Consider the following 21,718-nt stretch of genomic DNA (forward strand, 5'->3'; position numbering starts at 1 on the left):
GAATTAGGACTTCACTGTGCCCGGTACGCCTGTAAATTTGACCGCGAAGCTGGTAACACTGGAACCCGCTGCCTCAGCGGCAAAGGCCGTTGCGCCGGTGATATCGCCAGTGGCTGCGGTGGCTGCGTTGTTATCGAATGAGCTGGATGCAACTACCCGGGTGAGAGTTTCCCCTTGGTTGACCTCTGCGGCGGATACCTTGGGCACGGTGAATACGCCATCAATACCAATCACGCCAGACTCACCCACGGCAATATCATCCATCGCCACACCCAGCACCGCACCAACCGCCACAACCTGGCCAGAGGTAATCTTCGCACTGGTACTGTTGGTGTAATCCAGCATACGCCCGTCTTGTACAAAATTAGTAGCCATTCTCTTTCCCTCAATTGAGTTTGTAACTGAAAGTAAAAAGGCCGCGCGATGCGGCCTCTTCAATGAACGTTGTTAGAGCTAGCGGTTGGCTGGTTTTTGGAGTCTTCACCATGCCTTTCGCATCCCAGGCTTTGGCTGCAGCATCCCAGGCTTTGGCTGCAGCATCCCAGGCTTTGGCTGCAGCATCCCAGGCTTTGGCTGCAGCATCCAAGCGGACTTTGAATTCCACCCCATCAATACTCCAACCATTTTGCTCTTCCAAAATTGGGGCTTGCTGGCCATCCAGATAGAGCACTTTGATAGTGTCATACGCTACTGGGTCGGCATTGAGGTACCACGCATTGTGGCCACTAAGGCGCGCATCAGAGAGCACTTCGGCAATATTGCGTACGCTATTCGGTGTGGTGTTGTTTTTGGTGGATGCACCCACTTCGTACTCAGATTCCAGGGCAACCTTTGCACTGCCTTCATCAGCAATATCACAGAGCAGGAACTTGGGCCGGATGTTGAGCACCGCATCGCCATCCTTCTGCTTGCCCATCAATACCCGCGCAATATCAATACTGCTGGTATTGATTCCCGCTGCGCTAGCGAGGTTGCCATGACTTGCGTCGAACAAAGGCTTATCGTCAGCCATATTGGGATTATTGAGCAGGATGCTAAATACCAGGTCGCCCACAGTGCGCACAGCAGCAAGGCCCATCTTTTGTGGGATACGGGTAAATGCGCTGAGGTCATCGTTAATGATGGCTTGGCGGGTAATGGAGAAGAGTTCACCGTAAGTAGCCAGTGCAGCTGTCTCGGCGCGCTCTCCGATGCTCACATATTTAAATTCTGCCCCCGGAGCCACTCGGAGAAGTGAGGAGAAGCTGCCCAGGTCCGTGCGAGTTGTGAGTTTAAAGTCACTGAGGTTGCCCACGCTGGTAAAGCGCGGGAAGATCTCTTGTGCTTCTTCATAGCCTTTCAGCATGGGTTTATTGGCAATATTGCCAAGGACAGTCGCGAAGTCACCAGAGCTATGGGTAAACGCTGCGGCAACCACACCCATCCGATCCAGGCCAGACAAGCTCTGCCCATGGGCCTGCATCAGGATGCGGGCAATCTCCATCATGGTGTAGCCACTGAGCTCATTGCCTTCTGTGCGCTTTTCACCGAGGGCACGCACGGCAATGGCATTTTCAGCATCAGCCTTAAGCCGTTTCATGCCCTCACCTTCCTGCACCACCACGCTGTAGCTTTGCACTGGGGTTGGGGTTTGATTACCGAGGGCTGTGGGCAGTTTGTCTTTGGCGCCCTGCACTGAGCAGTCCATATCATTGAGACATTCCTGCATCACAACACTGTGCGCTTCAAAGCCTTTAAATGCGGCCGTGATATCGTCTTTGCGCTTTTACTCATCCGCTGCAAATTGTGCTCTGGCATCGGCTTCAATTTGCGCTTTCATTTCTGGGGTAACCTCGGTCGCAACGGTTGCAGCTGGCGTGGGGGAGGTAGTTTTCGGCATGGCTTGCGCCTCCTTGGGTTGGATTTGGTTGTCTGTAACCGCAGACGGGAATCTAAATTCAGTGGCCCCCTGCATTACCAATGCACTAATAGCTTGAGGGGTATTTTTGAATTGGTTTAAATGATCGGCACTGAAGCTTGCAGTCATTTCAATAGCTGTCGTGGTATCGGTGGCGAAACCGGCTTCTACGGCTTCAGCACCGGTATACCAAGTCTCGTCATCCATCACTTGGCTGACTTCCTCATCCGACATTCCTGAGCGGGAGGAATAAAGGCCTATCATGGTGGTTTTCACTTTTGCCAGCAGGCTCTTGGTTTTTTCCAGGGCGCGTTCATCGCCTCTGGCGCTGGCACTAGGGTTATGCACCATGTAATAGGCGTTCTCGGCGATATGAACCGTATCCCCGGCTAAGGCGATCACACTACCCATACTGGCTGCGATGCCTTCAATCCAGGTTTCCACTTCGGCCTTATGATCTTTGAGCAGGTTGTTAATGGCGGTACCGTCGAACACATCACCACCGGGGCAGTTGATGTGTAAATTGATCTTGCTGACATCACCGAGTGCTTTGAGATCACGGGCAAAGTCTTTTGCGGTCATATCCCAATAGCCGATGTAGTCGTATAGATAAATATCGGCTTCACTGGTATTTGCAGTAGCAGTAATGCTGTACCAAGAATTTTTAGGCATTGCGGTTTCCTATTCAGACTCAGAGTCGGACTCAGTATTTTCTGCGGGGACCACAGTGCGTTTAGTTGGGGTTGTGATCTTGTTTTCTCGCAGCTTTCTCTGCCAGGCAGCGGTCTGCTTAACCACATCGTCCGGCTTCTTACCACGGCGGCGAATGGTCTGCTGTGGGCTGGCTAGAACATCTTCCAGCAGCGTTTCATCGGCACTGGCTTCATGTAACGGATTAATCCAGGGCATGACCGGGGTAATAAAATCGACGTGCATCAGCGTGGATGGGTCGACATCTCTTGGCACTTTAAAGGCATCAGCCAGTAAGCCCATCTGCATCCAGCGCCGGGTTGCCGGCTCTACGATTTCCTCACAGAATTCCAGGCTGAGGGTTTCATAATTTGTCCATTGCTCTACCAGTTCCTGGCGCTGCGAACTATAAGTGCCGTGTATACGAAAGGCCACGTTATTTAGGGCAACCGAACTGGCATAAAGTAATTGCTTCTTCAGTTCAGCAGCTGCTCGATCAAACTTTGAGGTATCGAGCTTTACACTAACGTCCATCATCCCCGCCCTGCTGCTCTTGCAGCTTCAAGCGCTTGTGGTTGTAATACCAATTCACAATGAACCCACCCAAAGCAATCAAGAAACCACCTACCGCCAATATCTCTTGAGCTGCATATCCACCAACTACAGCAGTACCTGCAGCAACCGTAGTGGTTGCACTGGCGACCTTCTGAACCATGGCTTCCCTCGCTGCCTCTTGAGCTACAGTGTTCACCGCTTAACCTCGCTCACCCACGACTTCACAAAATAGAAGCCGATGATGATGCTGTAAGGCTGCACAACCACATCAACCAGCAAGCCTTTCAGGTCTGCTACAAAAGGCGCCTTCAAAGCCATGGCCGCTGCAATAAATAAAACCAACAGCGCCCAAACCAAGGTCACCAGAAAGGCAATTAATCTTCGCGCCCGGTTCTGCGGCTGCGTGGCCTCCAGGTATTTCAGATACCAACGAGATTTTTCCTCATTGGTAAACCACACCGCATCCACAGTATTCAAAGTGGCATCCAGCACTTTGTTTGCCGACTCGGGGCCAGCAAATAAACCCTTAACTCCAGACCAAATACCCATCACGGATACTCCGGCACATAGTGCGTGATTGTTAGATTAAACTCATGAGGCAGCAGCTCTCGCAATTGCTGCATCGCCCTGCGGGATTGCGTCACCCACCAACTGCCGGGAGCCAGACTAGAGCCAACCCCAATGCAGCCCTGCACATCTGCAGCATAATTTGCTATATGGATCAAGATTTTTGAACGACTAGGCACTTCCAGTAGCTCCCACACATTGGGGAACCTTGGTGAACTATAGGGATTACAGGAATAAACCCCTTCAGGAATACAGCTCTCGAACGGACGATTACCTAACCACGGGCGCTCTACCGTATAAAACACACAGTCGCGCACCCTTAGCCGTCCCAATGTGGCATTAGGCCCATAGGCAAATCGCTGCAGATTGTAATTCATGAAGTTCTACTCGCAGAGTATTGGAATAGAAAACGGCACCCAAGTGAACACCGCCAAGTACAGAAAATCAAAGACTAAAAAATGAAAAAACCCGCACAAGGCGGGTTAAGAGAATGGTTAAACAATCTTTTTAAAAAGTAACTCTATGAAATACATAGACAAGCTAAATTAATCATATCCTTTAACCACAGATCACACTTAAAGACATAGTCAATCTGATTAATTATCGTAAGCAGTACTCAGTAAATGTAAAAGGGAGATAGAGCCTGAATCTTCCACATGACCATATTCATATCTTGCCGTAACTGTAATGTAGTAATCCTCACCTCCATCTGTCCTAGTAAATTTTGTGGCATCAATACTTAACGGATCCACAAACAATGAATCACTAACATTATAAGCAGGAAAATAAATAACTGACTCTCCTTTCCCAAACCATAGCACATCAATAACAAACGCCTTTTCAGCCTTAGTATTACCTGGCATGGCAACTAGTTCATCTCTAAGTGACAATTTCACTCGACTATCATCTAGTGTGACCTTTTCGACATCAATCACCTTACTTGGATTCGCCGCTTTCAATTCTCCCTCAACAAAAGCTAGACGTTTTCCATACTCATACGCATCTTCATTAGCACCTAGCTCAACAAAACTTTCGTAATCAGATACAGCAACTTCAATGGCGACAAATTTACCATCTTCATTTAAACGATCAAGATTATCTACGCGCACATTAACCTGACGGAATACCCAAGCATTATTAACTTTCCCGTTAAAAACCCAGCTATCCCCATTGGGATCATTACCACTAAATAAGTTTTTTACTAACAGTTTTGGTGCATGGGCGTACTCAATTTCCAAAGAAGTAAGAATAGGAGTAGCCCTAGGCTCCGCCTGCTCGACAGTCAACGTTACGGATTTAACATCATCCAGATCAAGCCCCGAATAGTCAACCTCTCCTCCTCCTGAATAAAAATTCTGCAGTTCATACTTGAAAGTTTTCGCCTGAGCAACGCAAGCCAATAAAGCCACAGAAACGACAAGTGTTTTAATTGCACTTTTAAATAACATAAAAAATCTACTTATAAATATATTTAGAAATTGGACCAAAACAGAAAGCAACCTCAATGCACAGAGTTACTCTTTCCAATCTGGCAAACTAAAAAATCACAACAAGGTAAAACCACGACAAGAAATTGAAGTGAAAAATAGAGCTTCTATAGAAATAGAATTGCTCCAGAAGAAAACCTTAAAAATAGCAGTATGAAAAACTCACCCTTACCCTCCCTGACAGAAAACACCTAGTAAATCCAGATGGGAATTTTATAACACAAACATGCCGCAGTAAATGATAAAAACCTAGCAGGTGAGCCATTGTTAGGACGATAGAACTAAGTAAACCAGTTAAAACCTTTACTCATAGAATTATCTACCAGCCGAGTTCAACATAAGCAAATTATACAAAATCCGATACCTGATAACAGGCCAGGGAGTGCCCGCATTCTCCATCACCTGAATAACATCCTGGATAGGAAACTTACCCAGACCCATCTTTGGTGGCACAGGCGAGCTATGTCTTCTATTAGGCAGCAGCCTCGTAGCGAAAAAAGTATGGGCAACAAAAAAACCCGCACAAGGCGGGTTAATTTTTATGAAATAGGTATCGCTACTGAGCGACTATCTAAGATTTCTTAACTGATTTTAACATACAGTACATCTTAAACCTTAAATCAAAAATAAGGACGCGATTAGTGCTGGTAAGCATCTCTCAGCATATCTTCAAGATATACATGATGAGTTTCAGATTCCATACCTTGCGCGTCTTTAATTTTAACACTTATGGCTGTTTCATCACCATCAGGACCAGTTGTTGTCACTTCTAGCTTATATGCTTCATAGAATTTTGATTCATCACCAAAAGGTGCGTGAAAATGGTAAACCTCTTTCCCCTCTCCAAACCACAGTAATTCGACAACAAATGCCATATCACCATTGTTTGAATTTGGATCAAGAGTTGGGTTATCTCTTAGAGACAATTCAACCTGCTTACCGTCAACTGTGAACGTTGCGACATCAACAATCTTGCTTGGAGTCACATCAACCAACTGCCCATGAACAGTAAATAGTCTTTGGTCATAGTTCAGTGAACGCTCTGCCCCAATAAAATTTTCAGCCTCAGAGACATAACCATCAATGTTGATCATTGTATTATTTAAGCTTTCGAGGTCCAAGCCATCTACTACAACATCAAGCTGACGATACACCCAGGCGTCATCGACGGTCGCTTCATGTCTCCAACCTCCGTCATCCACCTGGAAATTGCTTACTGACAGACTGGGGGCATTAGGAAAGTTAATTTCCAACGAAGTAAGTATAGCGGGGGACCATTTATCTTTTTGATCAACAGTCAAGGTTGCAGAGCTAGCGCCTTCTAAATCTAGACCGGGGTACTGTAATTCACCACCAAATGAACCTAGATCTTGAAGTTCGTATTGGAACGTTTTAGCTTGCGCGCCGAAGGCCAACAAGGCCACAGAAACAGCTACTGTTTTGACGGTATTTCTTAAAAACATAAAAACTCACCAAAAAATGTATTGATTAACTAACGAAAGAGGAGGTGAAACTTACAGCACACCTTAAACTAAGTAAATTATATTGAACTTAATTTAGCATCCTTTCCCAGTACGATCTTACCAAATAAAGAAACTCAAAATTTCACGAACAATATCTTTCTCATTCACCAGAATTAATACAAACAGAACGCGTAAAAACCCAGCGCCTGATCACACTTTGTAAAACAGCCATTCAAAAAATACATAAAGTGCGATTAAAGTTTGAAGAAACTTACTGAGCTAACCAACTTCCAGGCATAAAAAAACCGGCTCAGTGGCCGGTTTAATTTTGCAAAGCAGAAAAATTGCATGCTAGGAAATTTATACCCCCTCAGGACAAAGCTGTCAACAAGCGGCTTTAAGTCGCCCTCTGTACTCCTGTACAACTTCAGAAATAGGCCCTAAAGCTCTTGCGGGCAGAGGGTCCAAACGCCGTTGCAAACGTTTCCAAATTTTTACCCACTCCCTATCCCACCGCTTTTTGTCACATCCTAAAATTTTCGCGCTTGACCCAGATCTATTAATCGATCATTTACATCACGTAGTGCACACGCATTAATACAGAATAGCGCCAGCTGGCTAACCTTTTCTCGCAAGCAATTCGGAATATAGCGAACGGCACTCAACTCAAAGCTCTCCGCAACGGGATTACTCACCAAGCTCCCGGAGCAAGAGTTGTATCAATTCCAGTACATCCTTGAAAATCTGATGGAGGTGGAGGTCCAGATTATCGAGCGACCTGGAACTTCCTGTAGTCCCTACACGTTAGAACGCTTGGCACAGTTATAAGGCTCACATAGGTATATACCCCTGGAGATATAATTACCCAACCATGGACGCTCTACGATATAGAAAGTTCAGCCATACAATATCAAACGTCCCAAAGTAGCAACCGATTCACTGGTAAATCTTGTCACGCTAAACTCCATAAGGTAGAAACTTCCTATTTGGTTTTTTAGTTGAAAGTAGTCAAAAAATAGGTAAGCTACTCCTCTTTTATGACCCCGAGACTACACCGGGTTACGGAACAAAACCTCGTACCATTTATGTCAGGATTTATTAAGTTTCAAAAGACCACAAACTCCACCATAGGACGACTAATTACTCTCCCTATATAGAAGCAAATCAAACCCATCTATAGTTCCAACTCATTATTTTCAGGCGAAAATACTTTATAGGTAAACATGAAAAAACTTATCATGAAAAAATTAATATTACCGATTGCTATTGCCTTATCTTACTCACCAATCACCAGTGCAGCCGGCATTGCGTCTTCATTTGATATTGAATATGTGCGTATTGGCAAGTCTGGAAAAGGGTTTGTCAGGTTCAAATCAGAACTAAACTATGATCCCCCCGAGTGCGCAAGCTCGGATTATAAGGATGCGCTCGCTTTCGATACAAATGAAAAGGGTGGCGCGTCCATATATGCAATGGCCCTCGCAGCTCAAGCACAAGGTAAAAAAATATATGCCGTTGGGAGTGATTCATGTGATGCCTACTCCCAAATCGAAAGTTGGAGTTGGGGTTATATTGTCAATTAAAACTTCTCTGTATTCAGAACTTAAAAAACCGGCTCAGTGGCCGGTTTAATTTTGCAAAGCAGAAAAACTGCACGCTAGGAAATTTACACCCCCTCAGGACAAAGCTGTCAACAAGCGGCTTTAAGCCGACCTCTATACTCCTGCACAATCTCAGAAATAGGCCCTAAAGCTCTTGCGGGTAGAGGGTCCAAACGCCGTTGCAAACGTTTCCAAATTTTTACCCACTCCCTATCCCACCGCTTTTTGTCACATCCTAAAATTGTCCGCGCTTGGCCCAGGTCTATTAATCGGCCATTTACATCGCGCAGTGCACACGCATTAATACAAAATAGCGCCAGCTGGCTAACCTTTTCTCGTGGGTGCTGCTCTTCCCATTTGTCGAACTCACTCATCAAGTACCGCAACAGAGCCGCTCGCTCTTTGACTCTTGAGGCTGGCGGGGCGTAGGCGGCCATGCCCCAGCAGTATGCCAATGGATCACTCTCTCTCAACTTTGCGACTGCATCTTGGATTAATCCTTTTTCACAGGCATCCATGATGCGGTTGCCGCTGTCCTTGGCTCCGGGGGTTTCTTTCGCAACTAGTGTTGGGGCTGCAACCCGGCAAATGACTTGGTTGGCCCTGCCCTGCACCTCTCCGCGAGTTACAACTTTTCGCCCTCTCCCAGATGAGGTAACCGTACTTCCACCGCCAATGGCCTCATTATCAAATGCAGCGGTGGAGCTATCAAAGGCGTCGTGCCACGCTTGTCTAGCACTTTCGAATTTCATGTCATGCCCCCCAAGCAATTTTCAAGCAACCAAAAACCAGCCACACACCCCATCAAGCAGCCTTCGGCAAACTCTCGTAGTAATCCTGAAATCGCCTTTCAGCTGCGTGCAAATTATCTCGGTGATAAGTGCCCTGGTAATTTATGTGGCTCTGGTTTATCCAGAACTAGGTATCCACCGTATTCGCGAAATCGATTTCCACGAGGTGGGCGGACTTGGTTATGAGAATCGTAATTTGAGCGCAGAGCCTTTTGGCCGCTGTCGCTCTCTTTCCAGATCAAGGTAATAGAGACCTCTCAGGCATCACGCAAGCCCGAAGGGTCATAATCTATATAGCCACTGGTGCCATCAATGAGAGTCATATCAACAGAACCACGAGACTCTTCACCGGGCTCAAGATCCAACATGCCCGTTACTTGAGAATAGGAACTGCCATCATCACTGCGATAAAACTTAGTTTTATAACCTTGTGCCATAGTCATAACCTCATCGGGTTGTTTCGTTAAAAGTCTGTGGTTTCAGTGGAATACTTGGCGCTATACGTCAAGCATACCTCACCTAATGGGTGATCCTGGTCCAGCGCAAACTCGGTTTGGCTAAGCAGGAACAAATCACAGATGCTCTCCAGAGAAGCATCCTGCAAGACGCTTTCAATATCCACCGCTGCTTGGTTGGTCTAACGCCGCATACACATCGCCGCTAGTTTCCACTACCGCAGCAACCGTCAGATCAAGTTGCCGCTCGGTACCGCCATGCATTTCGTGTTCGGTGTTCTCAACTGCAAAGCCCACCACAGTGGACGGCAGCTTTTTGCTATCAATTTCTTCTGTGGTGCCAGGAGTTGGGAATGTGTAGCCGGATAGGGTTTGCAGCTCGCTTTGTACAGCATCGTGGATTGTTATGCGTTGGGTCATTGGATAATGCTCCAAAAATTTCGGGCATAAAAAAACCCGCTGGTGCGGGTCTGGCTTCCAAAACCACTTAACTTTTATTGGAATAAAACTTTTTACCACCTTACGTGTTTGACTGCATATCGAATACTATTTAGTTGAAATCACTCTGGTTTTTGACCACGAATCATGCCACCCGCGTGTAGAACCGCTACGACCTAAAAAGGAAAATGGTTCAAATGGAACAAGTCGAATTAGGCTCCGACCTAAAGCTTGGCCCATTGTAATTTTCCCACCCTCAAGGTTTACAACTTTCGTTCTAGTAATAAATTTGGCAGGAGTTTTTCCAAAAAAATATTCAGGCAAAAAATCGTATAAAACCATCACCACTATGGCAAACACCGAAGCCCCTGCACCCAAAAAAATATGACCAACCCCTAATTGGGCAACCACAACCATTAAAACAACAGCCACCAAATAATAGACACCTGTGTCAATCATCAGATTGATAAATCTTTTTGTAGTTGAAGCTAATTTATAATTAGATTCATCATCACCTACTTCAAGCGAAGCAGTTGGTGCCTGATACATATTTTCACTCATTATTTACTTAACCCTTTTTAATTTTTCCCTGAAAGTCAACTCAAGCTGATACTAAAGTGCAAATTAAATATAAAAAATCTGCTTTATAGCCCAGTATTTTCTCTGTTTTATATCCTTTTGAGAACCCTTTGAAAGCCACTTACTTAACCCTTTCGCCCATAGTGGACTAATCTCACTTTGTTCTTTAGTGTCAAAATTGGTTTCTTTGTACTTATTTGCAAACTAAATAGCATCAAAAAATCAGTTTCAGCTTGAAATGTCTACAGCCACTGAACACCTAAAGGAGAATGATAAATGAACGAGCGCTATTGCCTTGCGGCATTGTGTTTACACTCATGGCCGCCGTGAACCCCGATAATAGAGCCTCCAGGCAACTTATCGCGGAGCTGCTCCGCTAAGCAAGCAACTCTCTTTAAAACAGCCTTACACCCTATACACCAAGACTTGTTCTAAGTACGCCAGCCGAAGTAATCATATGGTCAGTTCGATATGGGTAATTATGTTTTTCTGCTTCAGAGTAATCGCCCTCATTACCTCGCAGAAAAAATGTCAGCGTACATGCACCTCTCATCTGCTTTACTTACTTCTATCATGTACAATCCAACTAAACTTCCCAATCAATACACCAGTAAAATGTGATAGTATTATTACTTTCTGATCACTCAGATTCCTCTACAGCTGTAGAATGCTCAAGAATTACTACACCTTTAGCTAAATTGCGAAGGTTTTGAATAAATACTTCATCTTCAAGCTCAGGTTGGAAGGTGATTTTTCCTACATCCATATTAATCAAACTAGAGACAACGAGCCCCCCTATTACACTTCCTCTTGATCCTGTATATTCCGTTTGACCTGCCGACAAAGAACTATTTGAAGTTTTTCCAGCTTTAGTAAAGGAAACAGCACTAACACCTTCTGCATCTAGGTCACCAGATACTGTAGCATTTTCGCACAAAACACCTTTCTCCACTTCTTTTACTTCAGCACTGCTCGTTGAAAAGTAATTATATATTCTAGGCTTTTCATTAACATTCTTTGGAATCCAAATTCCCCCATCCCACGTCATGTAAGTTAATATGCTTGATGGCTTATGTAGCATGTCGTCCCTCCCAACAAACACACCTCCTTGAGGAGCTCGATAGTATATCCCCTGACTATCTTCTCTTTCCGAAATATAAGGCCCTGGCTGCAAAGTTGTTCTGAATTCTACTTGCTCCCAACCTCTCTTATCAAAGCCCTCTACTCCTGAAGGGACTTGAATGCAGGTTATTTGGGTAGGAACATCCAAACTATTCGGATTCGTTGCACACCCAGTCAGGAACATTAGTATTAAAAACGCATACAAATTTCTCATGCTATATCCTCTTTCGTGATAATACTTGCCGCATAACACACAATGTACAATATTTTTTAATTTAAGCATATGGAGAGATGACAATAATATTTTGCTCAAACTTACCATTCAATTTGGGCATACAGACACTTAAGAGTAGCTCCCTGGTTTCAGCGGCAACATCGCAAGTGCAGTGTGATTAAATCTTATTGAGATACTCAATAATTATTCTTATTTCTCTCCCATTGTGCGACTCCCAGATGCAACTGGCTGACAAAAAATGAAATCCTCTATAATCCAACATTGTCGCTGCTTTATTTTACTTTGGGAAGTGTATAAGTCTCTATACATCCACCAACACCCGTTAAATAACCCCATCATCCGATAACATCTTTCGCACCGCATACTCCACACCACCAAAGGCAACCACTGTCTCTAAGCAATAAACCCCTACCTCACTCACCAGAAGATTCAACTCTACGCGTGGCACCCGGACGCGCTCATCCTCTTCGAACTCGCCAACCTCCTGATCTTTTATCACTCGGCAATCAATAGACTCACCGCCGCTACCATCATCATAGGTAGCGGCTTTGCCCCACTTACGAAACACGCGCTTGCGGCTCTCTGATTTAAGCCCATGATGAATTATGACTTCACTGAGCCTGGTACACCGGTAAATTTGACCGCGAAGCTGGTAACACTGGAACCCGCATCGTCAGCGGCAAAGGCCGCTGCTCCGATGATATCGCCAGTGGCTGCGCTGTTATCGAATGAGCTGGAGACAACCACCCAGGATAGGGTTTCACCCTGATTGATCTCTGCGGCAGATACCTTAGACACCGTGAATACCCCATCTATAGCAATCACGCCTACCACCACCTGACCAGAGGTAATCTTCGCACTGGAGTTATTGATGTAACCCAGTATGCGCCCGTCTTGCACAAAATTAGTAGCTACTCTCTTTCTCTCGAATGGGCTTGTAACTGAAAGTAAAATGGCCGCGCGGTGCGGCCTCTTCAATGAACCTTGCCAGAACTAGCTGTAGGCTGGTTTTGGGGTCTTCATCATGCCTTTGAGGTCCCAGGCTTTGGCTGCCGCATCCAGGAGGACTTTGAATTCCACGCCATCGATACCCCAGCCATTTTGCTCTTCTAAGACTGGTACTTGCTGACCACCCAGATAGAACAATTCGATAGTGTCATGCACTACCGGGTCGGTATTAAGGTAGTGGCTGGCACCAATGCCTCTCAGGCTGAAGTTTGGGCTGCCTATGAGAAATACCTAGCCGGTCTAGTGCAAAAGACCTTTACCTTCGCGGATTTAGTAGAGCTCTACTTCGCCTCCCCCCAGCACACCAAACACATAAAGCCGCAGACTCAAAAAGACTACCATCGCTATAGCCAACGTGTTCTCGCGGTATTTGGGGAGATGGAACCAGACAATATCACTTCCCCACTGGTACAGATGTTTATGGATGCGCGCGGCGCTGAGTACCCCACCTCAGCCAATAGAGAGCGAACCTTTCTAGGCATTGTGATGAAGTGGGGCAAAGCCAGGGGCTTCGTGAAGATTGAAGACCCCACAGCAGTAGTAAAAACAATTAAAGTAAAGCCCGGCGGGCGCTACGTAGAAGACTGGGAATACCAAGCCTTTTGGCAATGGCTGGGTGATCGCGGCCATGTGATGCACCAGTGCGCTATGGAAATTAGCTATTTGTGTGCAGCCAGGCAACAGGATGTACTCGCTCTCACCCGTGCAGACATCCAAGAAGATGGCCTATTGATCGTGCAAGCCAAAACAGGCAAAGCCCAGTTAAAACTATGGAGCACAGCGCTCAAAGAAGCCGTTGACCTAGCAGTAGTCACTAACACAGAAGCACAAATCCAACCCCCCCCATATCATTCGCAGCCGCGTTGGCCGCGCCTACACCCGCACCGGGTTCAATGCTATTTGGCAAAGGGAACAACGAGCAGCGCTAGCTGCTGGGGCAATCAAACAGCGCTTTCGCTTTCACGATTTGAAGATCAAAGCGGCTAGTGACTTTGATGGGGATGTTCAAAAATTCACCGGACATAAGACACGATCTATGGCTGAGCGATATAACCGTACGGCGGATCGGGTCGCTAGTTTGAATCTAGCAACCAATCAAAAGGCAACCCCTAAATAAAATCTACTTCATTTCATGCTCAAGTATAACTAGAATTACTGAATTGGCATTAGGCGCCAAGAGATACCTCCCATATCTCTTCGTTATAGATTAAGTTTATGGGCACTCCTCATGGGGGTTACCTGCATAAACTGCTTTTTCTCAATACAATTTATATCCATCTCATAACACTAAAGGAATTAAGGTGCAATTTAAAGGTTTTGGTTTTTCTGGGTTTAGAAGCATTGGGGATGAATTGGTAAAAATTAGCCCACTTAAAAAGGTTAACTTTATCATCGGTCAAAATAACTCAGGAAAATCCAATATTATCAATTTTCTTCACGGCCACTATGATTTTTTCCTAAAAAAAGCTAAAGATCGAAGACACAATATCCCAATTGAAAAGAAACACTCATTTACAGAAATTGATAAACACATTTCAAGCCAACCAGGTTGGCACAGAATTTCTTTTCCATTGCCTGTAAGTGAAATTGATAACCATATATACAAAAAGCTTCCCAATGGAAAAAACCATTCCAGTTATATCAACTTAGCAAAAAAAGTCCTTTTATCTGAGCATTTCTTTGATGGTGGTTTTATATGGTTCACATATGGCGCAAGCAACCTCAATGGACATTTTTCTTTAGAATACCCTAATACTGTTCGTCAAGAATTATCTGAAAGGGAATGGAGCACTATTCGTAGCGCCCTAACAAGAAAATCAGGCGGAGAACTGTTAAAACACTGGATTCCAGAAACCATTGAAGCCCTAGCTTACACACCAGATAAACCGCCAAAAATAGAAATAGTACCAGCAATCAGAAAAATTGGCTCATCCAATAGCGAAACCTCTGATTTTAGCGGCGAAGGAATTATCGAAAGGTTAGCAAGACTACAAAACCCCTCACTAAAGGATCAAAAATCAAAAAGTAAATTCTTTGCTATCAATCATTTCCTCCAAGATGTACTTAGCAATAATTCAGCAGAGATAGAAATACCCTACGAACGAGATATGATCCTGACACATATAGATGGGAAAACTCTCCCACTGGAATCTCTAGGGACTGGAGTTCATGAGGTAATAATCTTAGCCGCAGCTGCAACTTCATTAGAAAACACAATATTATGCATTGAGGAGCCAGAGCTCCACTTACACCCATTACTTCAAAGAAAGTTAGTCAACTACCTAAACAAAGAAACAAACAATCAATACTTGTTCACTACACATTCAGCTCACTTGTTAGACGCTGTAGATTCTGAAGTATTTCATGTTACATTGAAAAATGGAGCGTCCAATGTTGAAGCAATATCTAGCACCAAGCAAAAATCAAACATATGCAATGATCTAGGATATAAAGCTTCAGATATACTTCAAGCAAATTGCATTATTTGGGTTGAAGGACCCTCGGACAGAATATACTTAAATTTTTGGATCTCTCATCATTCCCCCGACCTCATAGAAGGCATTCACTATTCAATAATGTTCTATGGAGGAAGGCTATTTAGCCATTTGACAGCACACGACTCAGAAGAAGCCACCTCAGCCGCTAACGACCTTATATCAGTCAGAAAACTAAATCGGAATTCGGTAATAATGTTTGATAGCGACAAGAAAAATCCAAGGGGCAAATTAAACAAAACTAAACAACGACTCAAAGAAGAATTTAACTCAGGACCTGGATTTGCATGGATAACAAAAGGCAGAGAAGTAGAAAATTACTTAGAATTTGACAAAGTTGAAGAAAGCGTAAAAGCTGTCCACCCATCAGCAAAAGAGATCGTGAGCAAATGTGTCTGGGAAAATCTTTTAAAATACAAAACAATCAAAAAAAATGATGAAGTTACTGCAAATAAAGTCAAAGTGGCCAAACATTACACCAACAATAACGAAGCCTCCCTGTCCAATCTTGACTTAAGAGCAAGAGTAAATGATCTAGTAAAATTCATTAAAAATTCAAACAACAATGAAATACGCAATAGATAACTGCACTTTCAAAACCAAAAAATAACGCAAGTAACAATCCATGGAAACTATTAACACGATACTGAAAAAAGAAAAACCTAACTGGGAAAAATTTGAAGAGCTTGTTGGGAGGATTCTTGAAACCGATGAATTTAAAATTTAACCAAGTGAAAAAAGAGGTAGCCACGGATTCGATTTTACAGGGTCAAAAAACAATGAAGAATGGGCAATAGATGTTAAATACTACAGAACGGCAAATGTTAGATCCTCCCTCATCAACTCCGCAGCAAAACGGGTAGCAACAAATGGAAAAAAAGAAAATAAAGAAAAATATATGCTGATTGTTTCAAGCGTGCTTCCAATTAAGACCCAAGAAGTATTAAAAGAGTTATACGACATCGATATCTTGGATAGGTACAAACTAAGAGATCTGGCTCTCGCCTCACCGGAGCTAACAGATGAACTAGACTCACTGATCGAAATAGAGCCACAATTCACCAATAACCAGTCAACCACTCCTTTCGAGTTAGGTACGCTAATAAAGGAAACCCCCATAAATCACACAATTGATGATGAAGGGACCAAACTATCCGAGGAGTTGACTTCGCTACCTAAAGGAAAGGAGGACTGGAGGAACTATGAAGCTCTCTGCATAAAAATATTAAAGTACTTGTTTGAAAATGAACTAGATGGTTGGAGCGCACAGAAAACCACAGATGACGGGCTACATAGATATGATTTAGTTTGCAGGGTTCGCTCAAACTCAGCATTTTGGAAATTAATTGCTCAAAGCTTAGGCAGCCACTACATAATATTCGAGTTTAAAAACTACACTAACAAGATCCAGCAAGAGCAAGTTCTAACAACTGAAAAATACCTTCTAGAGCGAGCCCTCAGAAAGGTAGCTATTGTTTTAACTCGTGAAGGGGCCAGTGACAATGCAAACAAAATGATTCAAGGAGCAATGCGCGAACACGGGAAGTTAATCTTAACCTTAACAGACCAAGATCTCATAAGCATGCTAGAAGCAAAGGAGCAAGGAGAAGATCCCTCAGATAAACTATTCGATTTAACTGATACATTTTTACTGGGGCTACCGCGATAACCCCACTCCTGCGAACAAATAGTTATCTGGGGCCCCAATTGAATTAATCCAAGACAACCACACACTTTAATAAAGCCTAATATGAATGGACCCCAATCACGGAGTGCGCATTAGAAGTGGCCCACAGGGAGTGCGGCCAACTTCATCAACCCTACCATTGATAAGCTAACTTTACACTCGCACCGGTAGTATGTTCATCAAAATACGACTTATCACCTGATCTGGTTCCCGCATGAACAGCGGCACCGAGAACAAATGAGGATTCAGAAAATCCTGAAAAGTAATAATTGTAAAGCAAAGCAATCCCGTTATAGCGCGCTGCTTCATTTCTACTGTAGTGAACTTCTACAAGCCCCAAGAAAGCTCCTAAAGAATGGCTATCGGAAGCTACAAGTCGCTCCCAACCCAATCCATACCCCGTGACTGAACCAGCCTCATCGGAAAAACCCTTCCAACCCAAAGAGCCGAAGTACTTATCTTTACCGCGGTTAATCGAATACTTTGCTCCTAATCCAGCATGATCCACACCCACGCCCAATGAAAAGTTTGAGTCCCCAGCCGCAGAGGCGAAAGCAGAACAGGTTAAGAAAAATACGCACAGCAGATACTTCATTACAGCTCCAAGCTACTTCTTAGTGATTTCAACAGGAGGGAGGGGGGGGGGATTTTTACCGCCAGATGGACATGACTCACGATCTGCCAACATTAAACCTCAACATAGATTGAGGCAGGAATTCGTACACCGAATTCGTACACTGAGGCCCAAAACTAAAAAACCCCGCACTCGGCGGGGTTTTAAGTCCTTGATAAACAAGGAAGAATCTGGGGTGGCCGACGGGGATCGAACCCGCGACCTCAGGAGCCACAATCCTGTGCTCTACCAACTGAGCTACGGCCACCATAAAAGTGATATACTTCAGCACCTTGTGGCAGTACTGATTGCCGGATACCTCTTGCAGCCAATCTGGCTTCAGACTAAGTCCTTTTTGCCAAACCAGCACCATCTTGTGAAGATGGCACGCCCGGCAGGACTCGAACCTGCGACCATCCGCTTAGAAGGCGGATGCTCTATCCAGCTGAGCTACGGGCGCAAGGTGAACCCGGAAAATTGGTCGGGGCAGAGGGATTCGAACCCCCGACATCCTGCTCCCAAAGCAGGCGCGCTACCAGACTGCGCTATGCCCCGTTTTTCCAATCATTCGCACCTCTTTGACCCTGTTAACCGCCCCGTAGGTGGTTGTGTAAGTCGCTGTAGCTGCGAAGTGCGTGCATAGTAATGATACCCCCGGCCCATGTCAACGCTTCTAAGCTATTATTTTTAAAGAAGTTTATCCTTTTGCCTATCTGGGCCCAGAAGTGGCGAAATTATTTCCAACCTGTGCGAAAATGGCGCACTTCGCGAATCCGACCGGATAAAAAGTAAGCGTTTTTAAAAATCGCCGGCTTCCGCCCTTCTATATAAAGTAGGTGCTGAAGCAGATTCCGGTCTATTAGCCATCGATTTTTTACTGTTAGAGATAGTATCTATGTCTGCACTGGTTCTGGACGGCAAGGCCCTGGCACAGAAAACTGAAGAGGAACTCTCGGCTCGGGTAGCCGTACTAAAGGAAAAGAGTGGTGGCCAAACGCCAATCCTGGCGACCATTCTGGTAGGTGATGACCCCGCCTCCGCCACTTACGTAAAGATGAAGGGCAATGCCTGCCGCCGAATCGGCATGGACTCCCTCCAGGTGGAACTGCCCTCCTCCACCACCACTGAGCAGCTGCTCGCCAAGATCGAAGAACTCAACACCAACCCCAACGTCCACGGCATTCTGCTCCAGCACCCGGTACCGGCGCAGATCGATGAGCGCGCTTGTTTTGATGCGATCAGCCTGGAGAAAGATGTAGACGGTGTAACCTGCCTGGGCTTTGGCCGTATGGCAATGGGTGAAGAGGCCTATGGCTGCGCGACTCCTAAAGGAATTATGCGCCTGCTGGAAGCCTACAATATTGAACTGGAAGGCAAGCACGCCGTGGTTGTGGGTCGCAGCCCCATTTTGGGTAAGCCGATGGCGGCCATGTTGTTGAATGCCAATGCCACCGTGACTATCTGCCACTCCCGCACCCAAGACCTGGCCGAGCATATCCGCCGCGCCGATATCGTAGTGGGCGCTGTGGGCAAGCCTGAGTTTATCAAGGCCGAGTGGATTAAGGATGGCGCTGTAGTTGTGGATGCCGGTTACCACCCCGGGGGTGTCGGCGATATCGAGCTGGGCCCGCTGACTGAGCGCGCTGCCGCTTACACCCCGGTACCCGGTGGCGTTGGTCCCATGACCATCAATACCCTGATTTATCAATCTGTCGATTCCGGTGAGCGTAAAATTGGCTAACCTGATTCGTCTGGATAAAGCGGTCAGCCAGGTCACCGACCTCTCCCGCACCGATGTAAAGCGCGCCGCCTGGGCGGGGCGCATTACCGTCAATGGTGAGGTGGTCACCAATGCGGCCACCAAAATACAAGTCAGTGATGAGTTGTGCCTGGATGATGAGCCTCTGCACGAGCCGGGGCCCCGCTACATTATGTTGAACAAGCCCCTAGGCTATGTCAGTGCCACCAAAGATGGCGAGCACCCTACAGTGCTGGACCTGATTGATGAGCCTAACAAGGAAAAGTTGCATATTGCCGGGCGCCTGGATATTGATACCACCGGCCTGGTGCTGCTTACCGATGACGGCCAGTGGTCCCACAAGGTGACCTCCCCCAACCACCATTGCGACAAGACCTACTACGCTCTGTTGGCCGAGAAAATTGAGGAAGATGCCGTGGCCAAGCTTGCCAAGGGTGTCTGGCTCAATAATGAAAAGAAGAGAACCAAACCCGCCAAGCTGGAGATTCTCTTTGCCAACGAAGTGCGCATCACCATCGGTGAAGGGCGCTATCATCAGGTGAAGCGTATGTTTGCGGCCTTGGGCAACAAGGTATTGGAGTTGCACCGGGAAAAGATCGGCGAAATCATCTTGGATGAAGAACTTCAGGAAGGTGATTACCGCCTCCTGACCCCTGAAGAAATTGCCTCTATCAATTAAAAAAAGATATGTCAGCCCTTCTACATCAGGAACTTATCCAGGCCCCAGAGGAAACCCTGTGGATCGCCGATGAAAACAGCAAGCCCCTCTTACACCAGGAGGGGTTTCATTTTGCCGGGGATTTAATCAGTAACCGCTGGGATATTGCCGAACTCGCCGAAAATACGGTGAAGCGGAGCTTCTTCAACGATTTCCACTTTGAAGAACTGGACCGTAAATACCGCCGTATTGTTTACGCCGTTTCGAAAGAGAAGGCCGTAGTTCACCATATTATTGATTGTGCACCCCACTTCCTCGGTGAAGGTGGCGAATTGGTTCTGCTGGGTGAAAAGCAAAGCGGAATCAAAAGCTACGCCGCCAAAGTGGCCGAGCGCCTGGGCACTGCCAAGCACTTGCAAAAAAACGGCAACGACTACCTGAGCAGTAATGTTGTCGCTCACGAGGACACCGGCAATCCAATTGGTGAGCTTCAGTATGCCCAGTTACAAAAGCTGCCCGAGCTTGGCGACCTCTACTCCAAGCCGGGATTGTTCGGCTGGAACAAAATCGATAAAGGCAGTGCCCTACTCGCCCAGCAATTAACCACTGAGTTGCCACAGGACGGTTCTCGTATTGTTGATCTCGGTTGTGGTTATGGCTACCTGAGTATGCAATTAGCCGCTTTGGGTAAATATCATTTTACCGCTACGGATAATAACGCCGCTGCTCTATTGGCCTGCCGCAAGAATTTTACCGAACAGGGAATCGAAGGCATCGTTGTGCCCTCTGATGCAGGCTCTGAACTGGAGAGTGAAATCGCCGATCTGGTGCTGTGCAACCCACCTTTCCACCAGGGCTTTCAGGTGGAGGGAGATTTGACCGATCGCTTTCTGCAGCAGAGTGCGCGGATTCTCAAAGATTCCGGCGCTGCGATTTTTGTGGTGAATGAATTTATTCCCCTGGCGAAAAAAGGGCCCCGCTATTTTTCCCAGGTGGATTTGATCACTAAAGAGCAAGGATTTTGCGTATACCGTCTGCGCCCCTAAGAGCTAGGGGCGCAGGCCGGCAGCAGTCGCCTGGAAACAGGATTAAAGGCTAGTAATCGCGCAGATTAAACAAGTTCATCGACAGCGTATGCTCTTCCAACTCTTCGAGTTGTCGCAATCGTTCGAATGCATCTCGTGCCGATGGGGTTTCAGCGCCCTGGGCAAGATCCCGATATTGATCGGCCAGGTAGATCTCGATATCCATGGCCAACTTGGCAATCTGCTCCAAGTCTTCAATATCAATGCCGCGCAAGCGCTGCAAAAATTCTTTCTCTCGCCCTTCCGGGGCAAATTGCACCCAGGTATGTAGGGCTCCAGGGGGCAGGTCTGCATGGAAATTTTCCAGTGAGTGCTTCATGGAATCTTCCCGTCGTCGCAGCTGATCCAGCAGCAACTCGACCCGTTCATTGGTGGCAAGCTGCTCATACTCTTCGTACTGCAGCGCCAACTTGGCATGAAAATCCCTTCCTTCCTGAATCACTTCCTCAACAGTTTTGTACCGCATCAATCGATCCCGGCAGAACACTTCGCTCACCTTGAGTATAGTCACGAGGTGACAAAGGGCGCCAATG

General features: G+C 45.9%; 26 protein-coding genes and 3 tRNA genes. 7 read left to right on the forward strand and 22 right to left on the reverse strand.

Annotated features, from left to right (window positions below):
• Positions 1-3: 3 nt before the first annotated feature.
• The 9 genes from ACJJI5_RS15505 to ACJJI5_RS15545 form a co-directional block, all read right to left on the reverse strand.
• A complete protein-coding gene (locus tag ACJJI5_RS15505) occupies positions 4-375 on the reverse strand; it encodes a DUF2190 family protein (RefSeq protein WP_445354546.1) in 372 nt (123 codons plus the stop codon).
• A 10-nt stretch (positions 376-385) separates the two neighbouring features.
• Positions 386-1,708, reverse strand: coding sequence for a phage major capsid protein (locus ACJJI5_RS15510; RefSeq protein ID WP_445356320.1), 1,323 nt, complete (start codon positions 1,706-1,708; stop codon positions 386-388).
• Between the two features lie 57 nt (positions 1,709-1,765).
• On the reverse strand, positions 1,766-2,569 hold the full coding sequence (locus ACJJI5_RS15515; protein WP_445354547.1) for a head maturation protease, ClpP-related: 804 nt from the start codon (positions 2,567-2,569) through the stop codon (positions 1,766-1,768).
• Between the two features lie 9 nt (positions 2,570-2,578).
• Complete coding sequence (locus ACJJI5_RS15520; protein ID WP_445354548.1) at positions 2,579-3,124, reverse strand: hypothetical protein; 546 nt, start codon at positions 3,122-3,124, stop codon at positions 2,579-2,581.
• Positions 3,111-3,338, reverse strand: coding sequence for a holin (locus ACJJI5_RS15525; RefSeq protein ID WP_445354549.1), 228 nt, complete (start codon positions 3,336-3,338; stop codon positions 3,111-3,113). Before ACJJI5_RS15525 ends, ACJJI5_RS15520 begins: the two co-directional genes overlap by 14 nt.
• Positions 3,335-3,691 carry a hypothetical protein gene (locus ACJJI5_RS15530; protein WP_445354550.1) on the reverse strand — a complete coding sequence of 119 codons (357 nt, stop codon included), beginning with the start codon at positions 3,689-3,691 and terminating at the stop codon, positions 3,335-3,337. Before ACJJI5_RS15530 ends, ACJJI5_RS15525 begins: the two co-directional genes overlap by 4 nt.
• Positions 3,691-4,086: a DUF5675 family protein gene (locus tag ACJJI5_RS15535; RefSeq protein ID WP_445354551.1), complete on the reverse strand. Its 396-nt coding sequence runs from the start codon at positions 4,084-4,086 to the stop codon at positions 3,691-3,693. Before ACJJI5_RS15535 ends, ACJJI5_RS15530 begins: the two co-directional genes overlap by 1 nt.
• A 219-nt stretch (positions 4,087-4,305) precedes the next feature.
• Positions 4,306-5,157 (reverse strand): hypothetical protein, encoded by an 852-nt coding sequence (locus ACJJI5_RS15540; RefSeq protein WP_445354552.1) that lies wholly within the window; start codon positions 5,155-5,157, stop codon positions 4,306-4,308.
• 677 nt (positions 5,158-5,834) lie between these two features.
• A complete protein-coding gene (locus tag ACJJI5_RS15545) occupies positions 5,835-6,659 on the reverse strand; it encodes a hypothetical protein (RefSeq protein ID WP_445354553.1) in 825 nt (274 codons plus the stop codon).
• A gap of 1,223 nt (positions 6,660-7,882) precedes the next feature.
• Between ACJJI5_RS15545 and ACJJI5_RS15550 the strand changes: the two genes are divergently transcribed.
• Positions 7,883-8,242 carry a hypothetical protein gene (locus ACJJI5_RS15550; RefSeq protein WP_445354554.1) on the forward strand — a complete coding sequence of 120 codons (360 nt, stop codon included), beginning with the start codon at positions 7,883-7,885 and terminating at the stop codon, positions 8,240-8,242.
• A gap of 107 nt (positions 8,243-8,349) precedes the next feature.
• On the opposite strand, the gene ACJJI5_RS15555 is transcribed toward ACJJI5_RS15550, so the two are convergent.
• The 8 genes from ACJJI5_RS15555 to ACJJI5_RS15590 all read right to left on the reverse strand — a co-directional run bounded on the left by ACJJI5_RS15555 (position 8,350) and on the right by ACJJI5_RS15590 (position 13,110).
• Complete coding sequence (locus ACJJI5_RS15555; RefSeq protein ID WP_445354555.1) at positions 8,350-9,012, reverse strand: hypothetical protein; 663 nt, start codon at positions 9,010-9,012, stop codon at positions 8,350-8,352.
• A 296-nt stretch (positions 9,013-9,308) separates the two neighbouring features.
• Complete coding sequence (locus ACJJI5_RS15560; protein WP_445354556.1) at positions 9,309-9,488, reverse strand: hypothetical protein; 180 nt, start codon at positions 9,486-9,488, stop codon at positions 9,309-9,311.
• A 174-nt stretch (positions 9,489-9,662) separates the two neighbouring features.
• On the reverse strand, positions 9,663-9,926 hold the full coding sequence (locus ACJJI5_RS15565) for a hypothetical protein (RefSeq protein WP_445354557.1): 264 nt from the start codon (positions 9,924-9,926) through the stop codon (positions 9,663-9,665).
• A 126-nt stretch (positions 9,927-10,052) separates the two neighbouring features.
• On the reverse strand, positions 10,053-10,505 hold the full coding sequence (locus ACJJI5_RS15570; RefSeq protein WP_445354558.1) for an RDD family protein: 453 nt from the start codon (positions 10,503-10,505) through the stop codon (positions 10,053-10,055).
• Between the two features lie 658 nt (positions 10,506-11,163).
• Positions 11,164-11,859: a YajG family lipoprotein gene (locus tag ACJJI5_RS15575; RefSeq protein WP_445354559.1), complete on the reverse strand. Its 696-nt coding sequence runs from the start codon at positions 11,857-11,859 to the stop codon at positions 11,164-11,166.
• Between the two features lie 343 nt (positions 11,860-12,202).
• Entirely contained in the window at positions 12,203-12,448 is a 246-nt protein-coding gene (locus ACJJI5_RS15580; protein WP_445354560.1) for a hypothetical protein, read from the reverse strand.
• A gap of 35 nt (positions 12,449-12,483) precedes the next feature.
• A complete protein-coding gene (locus ACJJI5_RS15585) occupies positions 12,484-12,780 on the reverse strand; it encodes a capsid cement protein (protein ID WP_445354561.1) in 297 nt (98 codons plus the stop codon).
• Positions 12,781-12,873: 93 nt separating this feature from the next.
• On the reverse strand, positions 12,874-13,110 hold the full coding sequence (locus ACJJI5_RS15590) for a phage major capsid protein (RefSeq protein WP_507019043.1): 237 nt from the start codon (positions 13,108-13,110) through the stop codon (positions 12,874-12,876).
• Here ACJJI5_RS15590 and ACJJI5_RS15595 point away from each other — a divergent pair.
• The 3 genes from ACJJI5_RS15595 (at position 13,039) to ACJJI5_RS15605 (ending at position 17,052) form a co-directional block, all read left to right on the forward strand.
• The gene (locus tag ACJJI5_RS15595) at positions 13,039-13,875 is read left to right on the forward strand and encodes a tyrosine-type recombinase/integrase (RefSeq protein WP_445354563.1); all 837 of its coding nucleotides are present in this window, start codon (positions 13,039-13,041) and stop codon (positions 13,873-13,875) included. The genes ACJJI5_RS15590 and ACJJI5_RS15595 overlap by 72 nt on opposite strands.
• A 314-nt stretch (positions 13,876-14,189) precedes the next feature.
• Entirely contained in the window at positions 14,190-15,968 is a 1,779-nt protein-coding gene (locus ACJJI5_RS15600) for an ATP-dependent nuclease (RefSeq protein WP_445354564.1), read from the forward strand.
• 313 nt (positions 15,969-16,281) lie between these two features.
• On the forward strand, positions 16,282-17,052 hold the full coding sequence (locus ACJJI5_RS15605) for a hypothetical protein (RefSeq protein ID WP_445354565.1): 771 nt from the start codon (positions 16,282-16,284) through the stop codon (positions 17,050-17,052).
• Positions 17,053-17,203: 151 nt separating this feature from the next.
• Here the strand turns inward: ACJJI5_RS15605 and ACJJI5_RS15610 are convergent, their stop codons facing one another.
• The 4 genes from ACJJI5_RS15610 to ACJJI5_RS15625 form a co-directional block, all read right to left on the reverse strand.
• Positions 17,204-17,665, reverse strand: coding sequence for a hypothetical protein (locus tag ACJJI5_RS15610; RefSeq protein WP_445354566.1), 462 nt, complete (start codon positions 17,663-17,665; stop codon positions 17,204-17,206).
• 210 nt (positions 17,666-17,875) lie between these two features.
• A tRNA-His gene (locus tag ACJJI5_RS15615) sits at positions 17,876-17,951 on the reverse strand.
• A gap of 115 nt (positions 17,952-18,066) precedes the next feature.
• Positions 18,067-18,143: transfer RNA gene (locus ACJJI5_RS15620), tRNA-Arg, on the reverse strand.
• Between the two features lie 18 nt (positions 18,144-18,161).
• A tRNA-Pro gene (locus ACJJI5_RS15625) sits at positions 18,162-18,238 on the reverse strand.
• Between the two features lie 340 nt (positions 18,239-18,578).
• Here ACJJI5_RS15625 and folD point away from each other — a divergent pair.
• Genes folD through ACJJI5_RS15640 form a run of 3 tightly spaced genes read left to right on the forward strand, consistent with a single transcriptional unit; the run spans position 18,579 to position 21,146 of the window.
• Positions 18,579-19,424 carry a bifunctional methylenetetrahydrofolate dehydrogenase/methenyltetrahydrofolate cyclohydrolase FolD gene (gene folD, locus ACJJI5_RS15630; protein WP_108733712.1) on the forward strand — a complete coding sequence of 282 codons (846 nt, stop codon included), beginning with the start codon at positions 18,579-18,581 and terminating at the stop codon, positions 19,422-19,424.
• Entirely contained in the window at positions 19,417-20,121 is a 705-nt protein-coding gene (gene rsuA, locus ACJJI5_RS15635) for a 16S rRNA pseudouridine(516) synthase RsuA (RefSeq protein WP_282932200.1), read from the forward strand. Before folD ends, rsuA begins: the two co-directional genes overlap by 8 nt.
• An 8-nt stretch (positions 20,122-20,129) precedes the next feature.
• A complete protein-coding gene (locus tag ACJJI5_RS15640) occupies positions 20,130-21,146 on the forward strand; it encodes a class I SAM-dependent methyltransferase (RefSeq protein ID WP_445354567.1) in 1,017 nt (338 codons plus the stop codon).
• Between the two features lie 49 nt (positions 21,147-21,195).
• Here the strand turns inward: ACJJI5_RS15640 and ACJJI5_RS15645 are convergent, their stop codons facing one another.
• On the reverse strand, positions 21,196-21,651 hold the full coding sequence (locus tag ACJJI5_RS15645; protein WP_282932198.1) for a hypothetical protein: 456 nt from the start codon (positions 21,649-21,651) through the stop codon (positions 21,196-21,198).
• Positions 21,652-21,718 lie beyond the last annotated feature (67 nt).

The sequence above is a fragment of the Microbulbifer maximicatervae (SeqCode) genome (assembly GCF_052467955.1).

Bases quoted from the DNA above. Each gene is read 5' to 3' on its own strand.
- ACJJI5_RS15520 (WP_445354548.1), bottom strand. From the start codon at position 3,124: ATGATGGACGTTAGTGTAAAGCTCGATACCTCAAAGTTTGATCGAGCA.
- ACJJI5_RS15595 (WP_445354563.1), top strand. From the start codon at position 13,039: ATGCACTACCGGGTCGGTATTAAGGTAGTGGCTGGCACCAATGCCTCT.
- ACJJI5_RS15505 (WP_445354546.1), bottom strand. From the start codon at position 375: ATGGCTACTAATTTTGTACAAGACGGGCGTATGCTGGATTACACCAAC.
- ACJJI5_RS15535 (WP_445354551.1), bottom strand. From the start codon at position 4,086: ATGAATTACAATCTGCAGCGATTTGCCTATGGGCCTAATGCCACATTG.
- ACJJI5_RS15645 (WP_282932198.1), bottom strand. From the start codon at position 21,651: ATGCGGTACAAAACTGTTGAGGAAGTGATTCAGGAAGGAAGGGATTTT.
- ACJJI5_RS15640 (WP_445354567.1), top strand. From the start codon at position 20,130: ATGTCAGCCCTTCTACATCAGGAACTTATCCAGGCCCCAGAGGAAACC.
- ACJJI5_RS15575 (WP_445354559.1), bottom strand. From the start codon at position 11,859: ATGAGAAATTTGTATGCGTTTTTAATACTAATGTTCCTGACTGGGTGT.
- ACJJI5_RS15605 (WP_445354565.1), top strand. From the start codon at position 16,282: ATGCTGATTGTTTCAAGCGTGCTTCCAATTAAGACCCAAGAAGTATTA.
- ACJJI5_RS15515 (WP_445354547.1), bottom strand. From the start codon at position 2,569: ATGCCTAAAAATTCTTGGTACAGCATTACTGCTACTGCAAATACCAGT.
- folD (WP_108733712.1), top strand. From the start codon at position 18,579: ATGTCTGCACTGGTTCTGGACGGCAAGGCCCTGGCACAGAAAACTGAA.
- ACJJI5_RS15510 (WP_445356320.1), bottom strand. From the start codon at position 1,708: ATGCAGGAATGTCTCAATGATATGGACTGCTCAGTGCAGGGCGCCAAA.
- ACJJI5_RS15560 (WP_445354556.1), bottom strand. From the start codon at position 9,488: ATGGCACAAGGTTATAAAACTAAGTTTTATCGCAGTGATGATGGCAGT.
- ACJJI5_RS15570 (WP_445354558.1), bottom strand. From the start codon at position 10,505: ATGAGTGAAAATATGTATCAGGCACCAACTGCTTCGCTTGAAGTAGGT.
- ACJJI5_RS15540 (WP_445354552.1), bottom strand. From the start codon at position 5,157: ATGTTATTTAAAAGTGCAATTAAAACACTTGTCGTTTCTGTGGCTTTA.
- ACJJI5_RS15530 (WP_445354550.1), bottom strand. From the start codon at position 3,691: ATGGGTATTTGGTCTGGAGTTAAGGGTTTATTTGCTGGCCCCGAGTCG.
- ACJJI5_RS15610 (WP_445354566.1), bottom strand. From the start codon at position 17,665: ATGAAGTATCTGCTGTGCGTATTTTTCTTAACCTGTTCTGCTTTCGCC.
- ACJJI5_RS15550 (WP_445354554.1), top strand. From the start codon at position 7,883: ATGAAAAAACTTATCATGAAAAAATTAATATTACCGATTGCTATTGCC.
- ACJJI5_RS15545 (WP_445354553.1), bottom strand. From the start codon at position 6,659: ATGTTTTTAAGAAATACCGTCAAAACAGTAGCTGTTTCTGTGGCCTTG.
- ACJJI5_RS15555 (WP_445354555.1), bottom strand. From the start codon at position 9,012: ATGAAATTCGAAAGTGCTAGACAAGCGTGGCACGACGCCTTTGATAGC.
- ACJJI5_RS15565 (WP_445354557.1), bottom strand. From the start codon at position 9,926: ATGACCCAACGCATAACAATCCACGATGCTGTACAAAGCGAGCTGCAA.